We start from the raw sequence: 15,517 nt of genomic DNA, 5'->3' as shown, positions 1-15,517 counted from the left end.
ATCAAGGACGCATTGGCCAAAGCCGGCTATGAGGACGGCAAGTCGCTCAAGTGGCAGTATCAGAGCGCCCAGGGCAATACGGCCACTGCCGCGCAGATTGCGCGTAAGTTCGTTGGCGATCAGCCGGACGCCATCGTTGCCGTGGCAACACCGGCCGCCCAGGCTGCCGTCGCTGCAACCAAGAGCGTTCCCATTGTGTATGCCGCCATTACCGATCCGGTCGTGGCCCAGCTGGTCCCCGGCATGGATGCGTCCGGTACCAATGTGACTGGTGTTTCCGATAAGTTGGATCTGTCGCGCCAAATCGACCTGATCACTGAGATCGTGCCTGATGCCAAACGCGTGGGGATTGTTTACAACCCGGGTGAAGCCAACTCTGTCGTGGTGGTGCAGGAACTGCGCGAGCTGCTGGGCCAGCGCGGCATGACGCTGGTCGAAGCGGCCGCCCCGCGCACGGTGGACGTCGGCGGCGCCGGACGCAGCCTGATCGGCAAGGTCGATGTGTTCTATACCAATACGGATAACAACGTCGTGTCCGCGTTCGAAGCCCTGGTGAAGGTCGCCAACGACGCCAAGATTCCGCTGGTGGCTTCGGATACCGATAGTGTCGCCCGTGGCGCCATTGCTGCCCTGGGAGTGAACTACCGCAAGCTGGGCGAGCAGACCGGTGAAGTCGTGGTGCGCATCCTCAATGGCGAGGCGCCGGGTTCCATCGCTTCGGCGGTGCCGCAGGATTTGATGCTGTATGTGAATCCGGCTGCGGCCGCGAAGCAGGGCACGTCCCTGTCGGAAGCCTTCATCCAGAAGGCGGATCAGGTAGTGCAGTAAGCACTTGCTGACTTAGTACCGGCTGCGGCCGGCTCGCCGGAGAAATGAACGCGCCGGCGCCGCGCATATGCGCGGCGCCGCGGATCAGTAGTACCGGCATATTCTCTCGCGACGCATCATGTCTCTCTTTTCCTTGATGGGTGCCCTGGAACTGGGTCTGATTTTCGGCCTGGTCGCGCTGGGTGTCTTTATTTCATTCCGTGTGTTGCGCTTCCCCGATTTGACGGTGGATGGCAGCTTTCCGCTGGGCGGCGCAGTGGCTGCGACGCTGATCAGCGCGGGCCATGATCCTTTTGTCGCAACCCTGGCTGCCGCCGCCGCTGGGGCGCTGGCGGGCATGATGACGGGCTGGCTGAATGTGCGTCTGAAAATCATGGATCTGCTGGCCAGTATCCTGATGATGATCGCCCTCTATTCGGTCAATCTGCGCATCATGGGGCGGCCGAATGTGCCGCTGATTATGGAGCCCACCGTCTTCTCCATCCTGCAAACGGACGCCATCGCGGATTACCTGATGCGCCCGTTGCTGCTGGTGCTGGTGGTCATGGTGGCGAAGTTCGCGCTGGATGCCTATTTCAGCACGCACTCCGGCATGGCGATGCGCGCCACGGGTTCCAACCCCAGAATGGCACGGGCCCAAGGCATACGCACGGGCGCCATGATTATCGGCGGCATGGCATTATCGAACGCACTGGTTGGCCTGGCTGGCGCTTTGTTTGCGCAAACCCAGGGCGGCGCGGATATTTCGATGGGCGTGGGCGTGATCGTGATCGGCCTGGCGGCGGTGATTGTGGGCGAAAGCCTGCTGCCCTCGCGCAAATTGGTGCTGGCCACATTGGCCGTCATCCTGGGAGCGCTGGTTTACCGCTTGTTCATCGCCCTGGCGCTCAATAGTGATTTCATCGGCCTGCAGGCTCAGGATCTGAACCTGGTTACCGCAGTGCTGGTTACGGTCGCCCTGGTATTGCCGCGCCTGAGAAAGCGGCGTTCGGGCAAGGGAGCACGCTGATATGTTGACAGTAAAAGACCTGCGGCTGACCTTCAATCCGGGCACGCCGATAGAGACCAAAGCCCTGCAAGGGCTGAGCCTGGATATTCCAGCCGGGCAATTCGTGACGGTCATCGGCTCCAACGGGGCGGGAAAATCGACTTTTCTCAATACGGTGTCGGGCGAGCTGGCCGTGGATGAAGGCAGCATCCACATCGGGGAGCAGGATGTCACGCGCATGCCGGTCTGGACACGCGCCACCCAGGTGGCGCGTGTCTTCCAGGACCCCTTGGCGGGCACTTGCGAAGACCTGACCATCGAAGAGAACATGGCGCTGGCGCACCGCCGCGGACGCGGCCGGGGTTTCTCCCGCGCCGTGGACAACAGCGGGCGCGAACTGTATCGCGAACGTCTGGCCACCTTGGGGCTGGGCCTGGAAAACCGCCTGACCGACCGTATTGGCCTGTTATCGGGCGGGCAGCGCCAAGCCGTCAGCCTGCTGATGGCGGCATTGCAGCCGTCGCGTATTCTGCTGCTGGACGAGCATACGGCTGCCCTGGATCCGCGCACCGCGGATTTCGTGCTGAAACTGACGGTGCGCATCGTTGCCGACTATGGCCTGACGACCATGATGGTGACGCACAGCATGCGCCAGGCGCTGGATGTGGGTGACCGCACCGTCATGCTGCATCAGGGCAAGGTGGTACTGGATGTGTCCGGTGAGGAGCGCCGCGGCATGGATGTGCGCGATCTGCTTTCCATGTTCGAGCGTGTGCGCGGCGAATCTGTGGATGACGACGCACTGCTGCTGGGCTAAGGCTCAATTGGCCGCGGGCGCCGCCGGACAAACCGGCGGCTGCTAGCCTGCGGGCAAGGCGAGTGGCGCCAAATATGCGCCGCCGTTTCCATGCCCCGGAGGCTGCCGGACAGTCTGGCAGCCTGGCAGGTATCAAGTTAAAAGCCAGACCGGCATGAAGGTGCCGGTCTGGCTTTTTGCATGGTGCGCCGGCGGGCAGGGCAAATGAGCGCGGGCCGGATTCAGGGCAGTCCAGGACATATCACGGCATTTCAGGCCGCAATAGGCCCCAACAGGCCCCATCGGGCCCCATCACGGCACGATGGAAATGCCCAGCCGGATCTGTGAGGATTGGCGTTCGTTGTAGCCCAGCAGGGTTTCGCCGTAGCCATTGAAGTATTGCAGGAACAGATAGCCGTTCATGTCCGGCCAGATCCGCTTGAGCGGCCAGGAAGCATCGACCTGGGTGGAGCGGCGGCTGTGCGCGCCCTGGCGGTAAAGCAGATGCATGACCACGCCATTATCCTGCGCCCAGCGCAGACGCCAATCGACCCGGCCGGCATAGCGGCGGAAATCCGGGTTTTCCTCTTCCACGCCAAAGTATTGTTTGATGCGCGGCTGGAAGGTCAGGACGTTGCTGCCGAAACGCAGATGGGCGATGGGCTGGATATAGAAATCGTTGAGCGAACGGGATTCAGGCCCGTCGCGGCCATTGGAAGCGTGTTCCACGCCGGTGGCCAGCCCCAGTCCCCAGCGGGCATCTTCGGATTGCGTCAGGCGTTCAGCGCGCCAGAACAGGCTGGGGTTGTAAGTCGTGTCTATGAACGGCTTGGATTCCCCGGAAAGATCCCAGAGCGCTGTCTGGGTATAGCCCAGAAAGAGGTTGTCCAGCAGCAGATTGGGTTCACTGCGCGGATTGAAGAGACGATAGCGGAAGCTGAGCTGGAAGCGGGAATGGAAACCGCCGCGTCCGCCGAAGGCGAAATAAATGGGTTCGTAGGCAGAGAAAGCACTGAGAAAACGTTCCGACGCGCTGGGCACGGGTTGGGCGGACGTATGGATGGCGGCGCTTTCCAGGGGCGCCGGGCCGCGTTCGACGGAGATGCCGCCGGGCGTGGCGGCAGCCAGGTTGCCGGTTTGCACGACCGGCACTTCTTGCAGCGGGACATTGGCCGGTGTGGCGGCTACCCGGCTCTCTTCCACCGGATCGGTATCCAGTGCCAGCAGGGCGGGATAGCCCTCAATGGAAATGGCTTGCAGCCCTGTCAGCGTGTCCGGAACTTCGGTTTCCCAGAATACCCGCGCATAGCCGCCTACTGGCAGGCTGATCGTGCCCGGACGGCTTTCGAGTTTGGCTGTGGTGCGCAGGATCTCCCCCTGGGGAGAGCGCCACTGCAGCACGATTAGTTCGGGGGCTACCCAGGAGGCCTTGTTTTTCTGGTCATTGAAAAACAGGCCTTGCACCTGGATGGATTCACCGCCAACGGCTTGCGGCCGGTCCAGGGAGAAGGTCAGGCCCGCCTGGGCGCCTGCGCTCAGGCCCAGCCCAAGCAGACAGGCGAGCAGGCGCAGGGCATGCGCAGTCTTGCAGCGTGTAGGGAGGAAGGAGAGCAGGGGAGTGGCCATGAAAGGAACAGGTGGTCAAGAAAACAGGCAAGGCAGAATGCGCGATTAATGTGCGATTAATGTGCGATTAATGCGCTTGCCGGCGTCAGGCATATCGGAATTGAATCCGATTTGGCCACGGGTGTCGATAGCAAGTGCCTGAAAGATGTGAGAAAAAAAGGACGGCGGCCAGGTGTGCCGGCGCGGGCGGGCGCAAGGGCAAGCACGGCTGCGCGGCTCGCGTTAGAATACGCCCCTTATACCGTCCCCGTAGCTCAACCGGATAGAGCACTCGCCTTCTAAGCGAGGGGTTGCGTGTTCGAGTCACGCCGGGGGCGCCATCACAGGTGGTCCTGATGACGCTACGTCTTTCCCTGGTCCAGCTCGACTATACGGTCGGCGATTTCGACGGCAATGCCCAGCTTATGGCGCAGGCCGTTGCGGCGGCCGGGCCAGCCGATCTCATTGTTTTTTCCGAACTCTCGCTGTCCGGGTATTACCCTGCGGACAAGCTGGATCTGCCCGCGTTCCGGGCCGGGCAGGCACGGGCGCTGGAACAACTGATTTCCCTGTCGGAGCAGACCGGCGCCGCGCTGGCGTTTGGCATGGCCACGCCCAATGATGGCGCAGGCAAAGCCTGGTTCAATAGTCTGGTGGTGCTCCAGGGCGGGCAGGAAATCCTGCGCTATCACAAGCAATTGCTGCCGGACTACGACGTCTTCAATGAACAGCGCCATTTTGAGCCCGGGCCCAGGCATCCCGCCGTGATCGAGCTGGCGGGAGTGCGGGTCGGGTTTCTGATTTGCGAAGATGTCTGGCACGATGCCGCCGGCTTGTACGCGCAGGATCCTGCGGCGGACTTGGCGCAGGCGGGCGCGCAATTGATGGTGAGTATCAACGCCAGCCCCTCCAGTGTGGGCAAGCAGGCCCAGCGCGATGCCTTGTTCGCGTCGGTGAGCCGCCGCCTGAAATTGCCGCTGGTGTTCGTGAATCAGGTGGGGGGCAATGACAGCCTGGTCTTCGACGGCGCATCGCTGGCGGTGGACCCGGCCTTGGGCGTGGTGGCGCGTTTGCCTGGTTTCGAAACCGCCCAGCAAAGCCTGGAATTCGATCCCGCGCGCGGCTTCGGGCAGGCGGGCGCCGCCCTGACGGCAGCCGCGGCTGCCCCGGCGCTGAATGACAGCCGCTTTTATTACCAGCAGATTCTGCTGGGCTTGCGCAGCTATCTGCGCAAGATCGGCGGACGCAGTGTCGTGGTCGGCAGTTCAGGGGGGATAGATAGCGCCTTGACGCTGGCCTTGGCGCGCGATGCGCTGGGCGCGGAAAATGTGCATGCGGTGACCATGCCGTCGCGGGTTTCTACCGCGGGCAGCGTGTCGGATTCCGCTATCTTGTGCCGCAACCTGGGTATTGCCTTGCATGAGTTTCCAATCGCGCCGCTGGTGGATGCTTATGGCACGGGCTTTGCGGCGGCGTTTGACTGTGATCTTTCCGGTTTGGCGCTGGAGAATCTGCAGTCGCGCGTGCGCGGCACCATCCTGATGGCATTCTCGAACCGCAATGGCCCGATGTTGCTGACGACAGGCAATAAATCGGAAGTGGCGGTGGGCTATTGCACCCTGTATGGCGATACCAACGGCGGCCTGAACCTGATTGGCGATTTGTATAAAACCGAAGTGTTCGAGCTGGCCAGGGAATTCAACCGGATTCATGGGGCGGAAGTCATTCCGGAAGCCATCATCGTCAAGGAGCCTTCCGCCGAGCTGGCAGAGGGGCAGCGTGATAGCGATTCATTGCCGCCCTATCCGGTGCTCGATGAAATTCTCAAGTGGCATATCGAGGGCGCGGCTTTGCGGCCCGAAGAAGCCGCGGTAGCGGCGGCCTTTGTGGAACAGTTGATGCAGGAAGCTGGCGGGCCGGAAACGGTGGCCAGGGTGCAGCAATTGGTGGCGCGTTCAGAGTTCAAGCGGCGTCAGGCGCCGCCCATCATCAAGCTGCGTGGCCGCGCATTCGGCGCGGGCTGGCAGATGCCGATCGCAGCGCGCTGAACATTGCTGCAAGGGGCCAGCCACGCTTGCCGTGGCGGCCACCTCTGGCGGCGGCTACAAATACGGTGACGCCAGCCAGATGATCTTATTGCGCAGGCGATTGAGAAAGGGCTGGCTGTTGAGGTGCTCCAGCGTGACCAGCGTGGCGGACTCGATCTGCGACTGAATGCGCTGTTTGATCCAGTCAGCCGTATTGCGGTCGTAGATCTCCACATCCATTTCAAAATTCAGGCGCAGGCTGCGCGGGTCCATATTCGATGAACCCACATAAGAATAGGTATCGTCCAGCGTAATCAGCTTGGAATGGTCAAAGCCGCCATTGGAGCGCCAGACGCGGCAGCCGTTGGCGATGACAAGATCAATCTGCGCCTTCATGGCGAAATCGACCAGGCGCAGATTGTTCTGGCCAGGAATGACGATATCCACGGCCACCCCGCGCCGCGCCGTGGTGGCCAGGGCGCCAATCAGGGCCGGGTCCGGCAGGAAGTAGGGGGTTTGTATCATCACATGATGCTGGGCGGCAGCCAGCGCGCCCATAATCATGCTGTGATTGCTGCCCAAGGCCTGGTCAGGCCCGGAGGGGACGCAGCGCGCCGGCACATAGCCGGGCGTGGGAATGACGGGGAACCAGTCGCACTCGGTGTCGTAAAGCGACTCGCCAGTGGTGAATTCCCAGTCGTGGGCGAAGCCGTACATCAACTGCGAAACGATAGGGCCTTCCAGGCGGAAGTGTGTATCCAGCGCCATGTTTTCACCGCCATACTGATGCGTGAAAGCTTCACGGATATTCATGCCGCCGGTAAAACCCAGGCAGCCGTCGATCACGAGAATTTTCCTGTGGCTGCGCATATTGGCGTAAGCCAGACGGAAACCCAGGCCTGTGCTCATGAATCGGGCGTGCGGCACCTTGTGCTGGGCGAAGACGCGGCTGATGGGCGGATGGGAATATTTTTCCCCGACGGCATCGACCAGGACGCGTACCTGCACGCCGCGCTGGTGCGCTTCCACCAGCGCCTGGGCAATTTCCATGCCGATGTGGTCGTGGTCGAAGATATAGCTTTGCATCGCAATGCAGGTCTTGGCATTGCGGATGGCGTCCAGCATGGCGGGATAGGTATTGTCGCCGCCCGCCAGAATCTGCACCAGATTGCCATCGAGCAGCGGAAATTCGCTGACGCGGTCCCCCAGGGTTTTCTGGCCTGCCAGCGCTGCGCCGAAGGTATGGAGCAGATCGACGTCGCTGGGCCGCATATCGGGATAGGCATCCAGATGGGTTTCGCTGCGCTGCTGCGAGACCCGTTTTTCCCTGACCCGGTTGATACCGGCGATGACATACAGCAAGGTGCCGAGAATCGGGGAAAGCATGACGACGCCGACCCAGCCTATGGCCGCGCGCGCATCGCGCTTATTCATGGCGATATGCACAGCTGCCGCCAGGCTGATGATCAGCGAGACCACAAAAATAATGTGCGGCCAGTATTCGTGGAACAGGTAATCGAGCGTATGCGTGCTGGTCACGGGTCGTTGGGCTTTCTGAATAGGGGGAAAGGATGGCGCAATGAAACGGTCTTATTGTCGCTGATTTGTCAGCGCTTTAGGTGTTTCTGGTGCAGGGGGCACGCGGCGGGGGCTGCGCGCCTGCGGCGGCCCGGGTATTCCTTTCGCCATATTGCCAGCATGGCCGCCGCGCGCGCCCGCCGGCGTGGCGCTTGGGCGGCAGGCGGCGACAAGGATTGTCAGGGGCGGTAGCTCAAGGTCAGCATGGCGTTGCGGGGTTCGCCGTAGAGCACCTGGTTATAGAAGCCGCTCATGACCGCATATTTTTTATCGAACAGATTGTTGACGTTGAGCGTGGCTTCAAGCTGGGGGCTAATGGCATAGCGCGCCATGACCGAGGCCAGCACATAGGATGCCTGTCCGGTCGTGACCAGCCCGGCGGGGCTGGTGGCTGTTTGATAAAAACGGCTTTGCCAGTTCAGGCCGGCGCCCAGCGTCAGCGGCTGCCAGCTGCCCGGCAATTGCCAGGTCGTGAACAGCCTGGCGGTCGTGCGCGGCAGCTGGGGGCTGAGCCTGGCGCCTGTCGCAGCCGATGCCGTGAAATGCGAAATACCGGCATAGAGATTCCAGCCGCGCAGCGGTTCACCCTGGATTTCCGCATCGAAGCCGCGCGATTTGGTGCCGCTGGCGGCGTAATAGGCCTGGGTGCCGTCGGGCAGCATTTGTCCGGCATCTATTTGCGCCACGTTATCCATACGGATATCGAACAGTGCCAGCGCCGTATTCAGGCGGCCATCCAGATATTCGCTTTTCAGGCCGATTTCCGCATTCTTGCCTCGGGTGGGCGACAGCACCCGGTTATCGCGGTCGCGGCTGGTTTGCGGATTGAAAATAGTGGTGTAGCTGGCGTAGGCAGAATGCTGCTCACTGAGATCGAAGACCAGGCCGGCATACGGCGTGAACTTGCCGGTTTCTTTATTGTGAAAGTGTTGGCGGCCGGTCTGCTGGTTGATTTCGTAGCGGTTGAGACGGCCGCCGGCAATCAGCTTGAGCCGTGCGCCGAGAGAAAACCGCGCCACGCCGTAAATCCCCCGCTGGCGGGTGACGGTTTGCGTCTGAGTGCGGGCTTGCGCGCTGAAATCCGGCTGCGGGTAGTTGCCGCTCCAATCGTTGTAGTTGCCGATAGGCGTAGCAGGGAAGACAAAGCCCGTGCTGTTGTCATCGCCATGACGGCGGGAGTGCAGCATGCCCAGTGTCAGCTCATGGCGGCGCCCCAGCAGTTCAAAGGGGCCGGAAAGCATGGCGTCCAGGCTGTTCTGGCGGGTGTGCGCATCGCTGGCCAGAGCAACAGGCAGCAGGCCGGCGCCGCTTGCGCGGTCAGGGTAGCCCAGGCCGGAAAACAATTGGGCATGGGCGTTGTTGCGTTGCTGATTGAAGGACAGCTGCGCATTCCAGTCGTTGCCGAACGTGTGCTCCAGTTTGGCAAATGCCGTGCTGATGCGGTTATCCCAGTGGCTCCATTGCGCTGCCAGTGTTTTCGAGCGGCGCCAATCTGTCTGTGTGCCGTCGTGATACCAGCGCGGGACACCTCCCCAGGTAGTGCCTGTGGGTTTGATGTTCTGATAGTCATACCCCGCGCTGAGCAGCGTGGCATCCGTGATATCGGCTTCGATGATGCCGTAGAAAGCCTGTTTTTTTTGTTGGTAAAGGTCGATGAAAGAATGGCGGTCCTGATAGACGCCGACCACACGCATGCGGACACGTCCTTCGTCTGCCAGCGGAGCGGACAGATCGGCCAGGCCCCGGTAATTGTCCCAGGAGCCGGCGCTGGCAGACAGCGTGGCGGCAAAGGCGCGGCCAGGACGTTTGCGCACCAGATTGACGGAGGCGGAGGGATTGCCCGCGCCGGTCAGCAGGCCGGTGGCGCCGCGCACCACTTCAATGCGGTCATAGAAGGCGGTATCCAGAAAGCTGGCGCCATCGAGGAATTCGGTGGGAATGCCATCGTATTGAAAGCTGTCGATGGCAAAACCGCGCGCATGAAAACTGACCCGCTCGCTATCCAGCGTCTGCGAAGAAATCCCTATGGTTTGTTCCAGGGCTTGCTGCACGGAACTCAGTTGCTGGTCGTCGAGCCGCTGCCGGGTCATCACCGTGACGGATTGCGGTGTTTCGCGTAATGACAGCGGCAGACGGGCCGCCGCCGAGGTCTGGCGGACGGTATAGGCGCCGCTGCCTTCGGTGGCATCAGCGGCGTCAGCGGCGCCTGTGATGACAATCGGAGCCAGGGTTGCCGCAGCGGAGGCAGCGTCAGCGGCAGCGGGCGCTGCGGCGGTGAGACTGTCTTGAGCGCTGGCGCCGGTAGCGCAGCAGGTGGCTGTCAGCGTCAGCAGCAGCATGGTGGGCCGCAGCGGGCGGCGGCCAGGAGGCAGGATCAAAGAGGCTGTCATGAGCAATAGCGATAGGGAGGGAAAAAGCGTCTTAATGGGCCAGCTGTTCACGCATGGTGAGGGCGTTGTAATAGTCGGCAAGATGCGTGATGCGGCCGTTTTCGACCTGGACGAAACTGGCGCCGCGCAGTTTGACCGGGCGAGACACAGCAGCTTGCCCATCCCGGGCAGGAAATTGCGCATTGCCACTGAACTCCCATTCAAACGCCAGCCTGCCGCAGGCTTCAGCGGGGTGGCCTATCACTTGCCAGCGCAGGTCCGGAATCAGCCCTGTCAGACCCTTGACGACATCCAGCACTGCCTGGCTGCCCTGACGGGCTGCGGCGGCGCTGGTACTGAAATAACTGACTTGTTCTGACAAGGTGTCAGCAGCAGCCTGAATATCCTGATGATTCCAGGCCGCCATGTATTGTTCGACGACAGGCCAGGCGCGGCCGGCGCCGCAGTCAGCTGCCAGCGCCGGAGCAGCGGGCAGCCATGCCGCCAACAGCACGGCGAGGCGAATGCGGCGGATGACGCCGGAACAATAAGAGGACATCAGAATCTCCAGATTCCAGAAAATGGACACGACAGGCATAGGGCGATGCGCTTGCCAGCGGCGGGCAGTCAGACTGCACAAACGCAGATGAAAACTATTCTGTTGTTTTGGGGCGTGGCGGTAAATGCCGGATTCTGCATGTCAGAAGTGCGCCAGCCGCAATGCTGCGCTTGTTCTTCACGCGCAAGCCATGTGCCGGTACGATTGCGTGAAATGCAATGAAACCGGGGCAGGCAAAGCTGCTGCCCGCTCATGACCGAGAGAGAAAGGCAATGGAGCATCCCGACCTGAACCTGCTGGTGGCCCTGGACATTCTGCTGGAGGAAGGCAGTGTCATCGGTGCTGCGCGCCGCATGAACCTGAGCGCGCCGGCCATGAGCCGCACCCTGGGCCGCATCCGCGAAACCCTGGGCGATCCCATCTTTGTTCAGGCGGGCCGCCGCCTGGTGCCGACACCGCGCGCCTTGGCCTTGCGTGAGCAGGTCAGGCTGGCTGTGGAACAGGCCGGGCTGGTCTTTCAGCCTGCGACAGGCGTGGACTTGAAAACCCTGGAGCGCCGTTTCAGCGTCCGCGCCAACGACATTTTTGTGGGCGCCCATGCCGGGCGTTTGCTGGAAGTGATGGCGCGCGAGATGCCGCGTGCCATGCTGCGTTTCGCGCCGGAAGAAGACGATGTGGATGACGAGGCGCTGCGCAGCGGGCGTATAGATCTCTTCATCAGCGCGGCGCGCAAGCTGGGCCCGGAAATCTGCGAACAGTCGCTATTCACCACATCGGTCATAGGCGTGGCGCGCGCCGGGCATCCTGTCTTCGATGATGAAATCACCCCGGAGCGCCTGACGCGCTGGGGGCATATCAGCGTGTCGCGCCGGGGCAAATCGACAGGGCCGATAGACAGCGCGCTGGCCTCATTGGGATTGAGCCGGCATGTTGCGCTGGTTGTGCCTACCCCATATTCCGCCGTTTTCGCATTGCGTGACTCAGACCTGTTGCTGCCCTTGCCCGGCCATCTGGCGCACGGCGCGCTGGCGGCGGGGCTGAAGATACGCTTGTTCGACTTGCCCATCTCGCTGGCAACCGTACCCATTACCCAGGCCTGGCATCCGCGCTTCCAGAACGACCCGGGGCACCAGTGGCTGCGCCGGACGATACGCGCATTGTGCACAGGCGACGACACCATGACGGCCTGGCAAGCTCGCTCGCCGTTGCCCTGATCAGTGTGTTTCGCGCAATCATGAATTGAAAATATGTCACTTTTCCGCATGCAGGGGCAGGCCTAAAGTCTGGATGTCAGCCAACTTGATTGCGTTTCTTTCTTATTTACGTTGCAGCGATTGCAGCCTGATGGGCAATCAAGGTCTCGGCTGATTTCGTCCGGGCATCCGCAGAGACGGCCAGGCAGCCTATGTGCCTGAACAGCCGCTGCTGCGGCGCCCGGGTTTCCGCAACGCTCGCGAGACGCGGTGCGTGGCAATCCGTTACCAGGAAAATCTGGCCATGGCGTTCGATTCCCATTCCTTTATCCTTCATGACGTACAGGCCTTCCCATACGTCGTCTTCCGCAGCGCGGCGGCAACGCCGGGTTACGCGGCGCAATGGCAAACAGAAATGGATGCCTTGGTGGCATGCGGGCTGCCGTTTGTTGTCGTGCACGAACAGATCCACTATGACGAAGCGCATGAAGACCGCAAGACCAGAGCGCTCTGGCTCAAACACAACAAGGACGCGCTGGGGCGTGTATGCCGCGCCTTAATCAGCATAGAGCCGGATGCGCAGCAGCGTGAAAACGTCCGCGCCTTTGCGGCTGGCGCGCAAAAAGCATTTGGTATCCGCCAGGAAGTTGTTGCCACGGCGGAAGAAGCCCGGGACGTTGCCCGCAATCTCATTGTTGCGGCGTTCTAGGCGGGCCTGCGCGCATGTATAGGGAAGAGTTAACGGCCGGCGCAAGCACGCCGCCGGCTATCGCCGGGCCGAAAGAGCGCGAAGCGGATTTACAGGAAGCGCCCGCCCTGGCCCGGCTGCGCGACTTGCGTCTGCGCCCCACCATGGCGCGGATTGCCATATTGCAAGTCATGGAAATGGCCGCAGCCGAGCCGCTGTCAGCGGAAGACGTCTTGCGCCAGCTGCTCCTGCGCAACATCCGCACCGGCTTGGCCAGCGTTTACCGCATCCTGCGTGAATTCGAGGAACACGGCATCCTGCGGCGTGAATATCGTCCCAGCCGCAATGGCGCCAAAACCCTGCACCGCCTGGTGCAACAGCATATCGACCGCAGCAAGGACAGACTCATGTGCACGGAGTGCGGCGGCACCGTCGTACTGGATGAACCCGAATGGCGCGAACGCTTGCGGCAATTGGCGCAGGATCAAGGTTTGGCGCTGGCGGGCGGGCCGTTGGTAATCCAGACGATATGCGCCAGTTGCAGCCTGAAAGCCGCTTCCTGGGCGCAATGAAACCCACGAGGGAAAGCGCTAGCCGCAGAGGCGGTGTTTAGGGGCGGGGGAAGCGAAGTTCCCTATATCGGTGTCGCCGCCTATCTGTGGCTTGGATTTGAGTGGTCAGCCCTCTTGGCACGTTCACTTTGTGGTTCACTCGGTGTGAGCGCGATTCTGACGCTCTCGACGGCGGTGCGGCTGTCTGCGGTGCGGGCCAGCAGGCAGCATGCTTGCATGAATTGTGTCAGAATGCTTAAGTTTCTTCCGATATTCCTGGTGTTGGGCAATTCATCTCTGCCTTCTGTGGAATATTGCGGCTTTGAGGCTGTGGCGGGGGCATAGAAAGTATGGATGGCCATACTATTTGTATGGCTTATTTCTTGCCTAAATTTCATCTTCAAAATGGTGTGTATGCTGCTTCAGCATTGATGCCGTTGATGGAAATGCCATGCTTCTCCAGGAGATTTGCTTATGCACAGCTTCTATTGCAAGAATATATAATCAAGACACGACGACAAGATGCTTCAGTCAATTCAATATTTGCGCGGTATTGCGGCCTTGATGATCATTGTTTTTCATCTATTGCCGCAGATGGAACGAATGGGCTATGCATCTTATTGGCCGGGCTGGCTTTCTGGCGGTGTGGATATATTTTTTGTGATCAGCGGTTTCGTCATGTGGATCACCACGGCAGGCCGCCAGATGACAACGCTCTATTTCTATCAGCGGCGTATTGTTCGTATTGTGCCGCTTTATTGGTTGCTAACATCCATTGTCGTGGCGGTGATGCTGGTCGCCCCGCACTTGCTGCAATCCACCCGGTATGACTTCTGGCATGTGGTTTCATCCTATCTGTTTATTCCATCGCTGATGCCAGGGTCGGATAATCAGATTAACCCTGTGCTATTTCCTGGCTGGACCTTGAATGCGGAGATGTTTTTTTATTTTCTGTTTGGATTGCTGCTGAACCTTCCAGAGCGGTTTCGGATTGTTGCCCTCGCTGCAGTCATGGGCATCCTGGTGGCGTATGGAAGTGTGGTTTCCGGCCTTTCCGCGGCAACAGACCCCATTCTTGTCTTTTATTCCAATAGCATTATTCTTGAGTTTTTACTGGGTGTTGCTATTGGTGCGATGTATGTGAAGAATAAAATCCCTGCTTCTGCCGGGCTGGGTTTGTTTCTGCTGGCTGCAGGATTTTTGTTTTTGATCTTCGTGCCTGAACGCTTTCCGGATCTGCCGCGCGCCATTATCTATGGGCCTGCTTCCATGCTGATTGTCATCGGAGCGCTTGTGCTGGAGGCTTCTGGGAAGCTGCCGCAGTGGTCCTGGTTTGTTGTGGTTGGAAATGCCTCATATTCAATTTATCTGTCGCATGCAATCACGCTGTCGATTGTGGGGCAAGTATGGCGCCGTATGGCTGCATATCAGTCCGTGGCGAACTATCTGTTGTTCTGCCTGGCAGGGGTTGTTGCTGCTACGCTTGTTGGTGTGCTGACGTATTACATCATTGAAAAGCCGGTCACCCAAAAATTGAATAACAGATTTTCCAAGCCCGCGAAGAAACTGTATGCTGCATGAAGGACATCCCTCAATCATTAATATTCTGATAGCAATCCAGTTGACCCAGTCGAATCTATTCAACTGATACCTGCGAATACAGGGGCAGTCGCTGCGGTCCTGCTCGGCGCTTGCGTTAAGAGAGTACCGAGGCTGTGCCTCTGGCTGCGGTAAGTGCTAGGCGGCCCTTGTATCCCGCCACTGCATCCAGCATGCCTGGCGGTGCCTTGTTTGCCAGCCTCGGGCGCAAGTCATCAGGTAAATTCCCAATCTTTAACGTTTGTCGCTGTTATTGCGCGCCACCTTGCCATGCTGGTTGCGCTTACTCGGCCGTGAGGAAGGTGCCAATCACGCCTGACGCTTGCTGGCTGGTTTCCTGGGCAAAAGTCTCCCTGCCGTGGATGGCGGGTGGCACGTTTGGGATGAAGGGAGCGCTGAAAATAAACAAGGCCGCTTAGCTTTCGCTGGCGGCCTTGTTTGTTTCTTGTGCACGAACTGTTCGCGCACACCCTTGCAGACGTAGCTCCTCGGGGGTTCCCCGTGCGTGCGAAGAGGGTGCGGAAAGAACTGGAGACAGAATTGCCGCACCATGGCGGCTGTACGTCTTGCCTGCGTTGGCTGGGTGACGGCTAAGAACCGTCGCGGCCGTTTCGGGCCGTTTCGGCTTACGGTTTTTGAAAATGGAAAGGCCCTGATGTTTGCACATCAGGGCCTTTCTGTATTTGGTTGCGGGGGCAGGATTTGAACCTACGACCTTCGGGTTATGAGCCCGACG

At 60.3% G+C, this 15,517-nt stretch carries 12 protein-coding genes and 1 tRNA gene; 9 read left to right on the top strand and 4 right to left on the bottom strand.

The window, feature by feature from the left end; genetic code table 11:
• The 3 genes from ACTJGZ_RS12990 to ACTJGZ_RS12980 all read left to right on the top strand — a co-directional run.
• Positions 1-828, top strand: an 828-nt coding sequence (locus ACTJGZ_RS12990; RefSeq protein ID WP_441663337.1) for an ABC transporter substrate binding protein, incomplete at its 5' end; no start/stop codon positions are given.
• 118 nt (positions 829-946) lie between these two features.
• Positions 947-1,837, top strand: a complete 891-nt coding sequence (locus ACTJGZ_RS12985) for an ABC transporter permease (RefSeq protein WP_441663336.1) — start codon at positions 947-949, stop codon at positions 1,835-1,837.
• Between the two features lies 1 nt (position 1,838).
• Complete coding sequence (locus tag ACTJGZ_RS12980) at positions 1,839-2,633, top strand: ABC transporter ATP-binding protein (protein WP_441663335.1); 795 nt, start codon at positions 1,839-1,841, stop codon at positions 2,631-2,633.
• Between the two features lie 291 nt (positions 2,634-2,924).
• On the opposite strand, the gene ACTJGZ_RS12975 is transcribed toward ACTJGZ_RS12980, so the two are convergent.
• Positions 2,925-4,238: a phospholipase A gene (locus tag ACTJGZ_RS12975; protein WP_441663334.1), complete on the bottom strand. Its 1,314-nt coding sequence runs from the start codon at positions 4,236-4,238 to the stop codon at positions 2,925-2,927.
• Positions 4,239-4,481: 243 nt separating this feature from the next.
• On the opposite strand from ACTJGZ_RS12975, the gene ACTJGZ_RS12970 reads away from it, so the two are divergent.
• A tRNA-Arg gene (locus tag ACTJGZ_RS12970) sits at positions 4,482-4,558 on the top strand.
• A 15-nt stretch (positions 4,559-4,573) separates the two neighbouring features.
• The gene (locus tag ACTJGZ_RS12965; RefSeq protein WP_441663333.1) at positions 4,574-6,265 is read left to right on the top strand and encodes an NAD+ synthase; all 1,692 of its coding nucleotides are present in this window, start codon (positions 4,574-4,576) and stop codon (positions 6,263-6,265) included.
• Between the two features lie 54 nt (positions 6,266-6,319).
• Here ACTJGZ_RS12965 and cls read toward each other — a convergent pair whose 3' ends face one another.
• The 3 genes from cls to ACTJGZ_RS12950 form a co-directional block, all read right to left on the bottom strand.
• Entirely contained in the window at positions 6,320-7,783 is a 1,464-nt protein-coding gene (cls, locus tag ACTJGZ_RS12960; RefSeq protein WP_441663332.1) for a cardiolipin synthase, read from the bottom strand.
• A gap of 218 nt (positions 7,784-8,001) precedes the next feature.
• On the bottom strand, positions 8,002-10,212 hold the full coding sequence (locus ACTJGZ_RS12955; protein ID WP_441663331.1) for a TonB-dependent siderophore receptor: 2,211 nt from the start codon (positions 10,210-10,212) through the stop codon (positions 8,002-8,004).
• A gap of 31 nt (positions 10,213-10,243) precedes the next feature.
• A complete protein-coding gene (locus ACTJGZ_RS12950) occupies positions 10,244-10,789 on the bottom strand; it encodes a nuclear transport factor 2 family protein (RefSeq protein WP_441663330.1) in 546 nt (181 codons plus the stop codon).
• Positions 10,790-11,022: 233 nt separating this feature from the next.
• Here ACTJGZ_RS12950 and ACTJGZ_RS12945 point away from each other — a divergent pair, with 233 nt between their 5' ends.
• The 4 genes from ACTJGZ_RS12945 to ACTJGZ_RS12930 all read left to right on the top strand — a co-directional run bounded on the left by ACTJGZ_RS12945 (position 11,023) and on the right by ACTJGZ_RS12930 (position 14,763).
• Positions 11,023-11,964 carry a LysR family transcriptional regulator gene (locus ACTJGZ_RS12945; RefSeq protein WP_441663329.1) on the top strand — a complete coding sequence of 314 codons (942 nt, stop codon included), beginning with the start codon at positions 11,023-11,025 and terminating at the stop codon, positions 11,962-11,964.
• Positions 11,965-12,247: 283 nt separating this feature from the next.
• Positions 12,248-12,652, top strand: coding sequence for a hypothetical protein (locus ACTJGZ_RS12940; RefSeq protein ID WP_441663328.1), 405 nt, complete (start codon positions 12,248-12,250; stop codon positions 12,650-12,652).
• Between the two features lie 14 nt (positions 12,653-12,666).
• Complete coding sequence (locus tag ACTJGZ_RS12935) at positions 12,667-13,203, top strand: Fur family transcriptional regulator (RefSeq protein ID WP_441663327.1); 537 nt, start codon at positions 12,667-12,669, stop codon at positions 13,201-13,203.
• A 501-nt stretch (positions 13,204-13,704) separates the two neighbouring features.
• A complete protein-coding gene (locus ACTJGZ_RS12930) occupies positions 13,705-14,763 on the top strand; it encodes an acyltransferase family protein (protein ID WP_441663326.1) in 1,059 nt (352 codons plus the stop codon).
• Positions 14,764-15,517 lie beyond the last annotated feature (754 nt).

The organism is Kerstersia sp. (assembly GCF_052103615.1).
Lineage (GTDB): Bacteria > Pseudomonadota > Gammaproteobacteria > Burkholderiales > Burkholderiaceae_B > Kerstersia.
The sequence above is the reverse complement of the archived record's forward strand: the minus strand, read 5'-3'. Positions and strand labels throughout refer to the sequence as shown.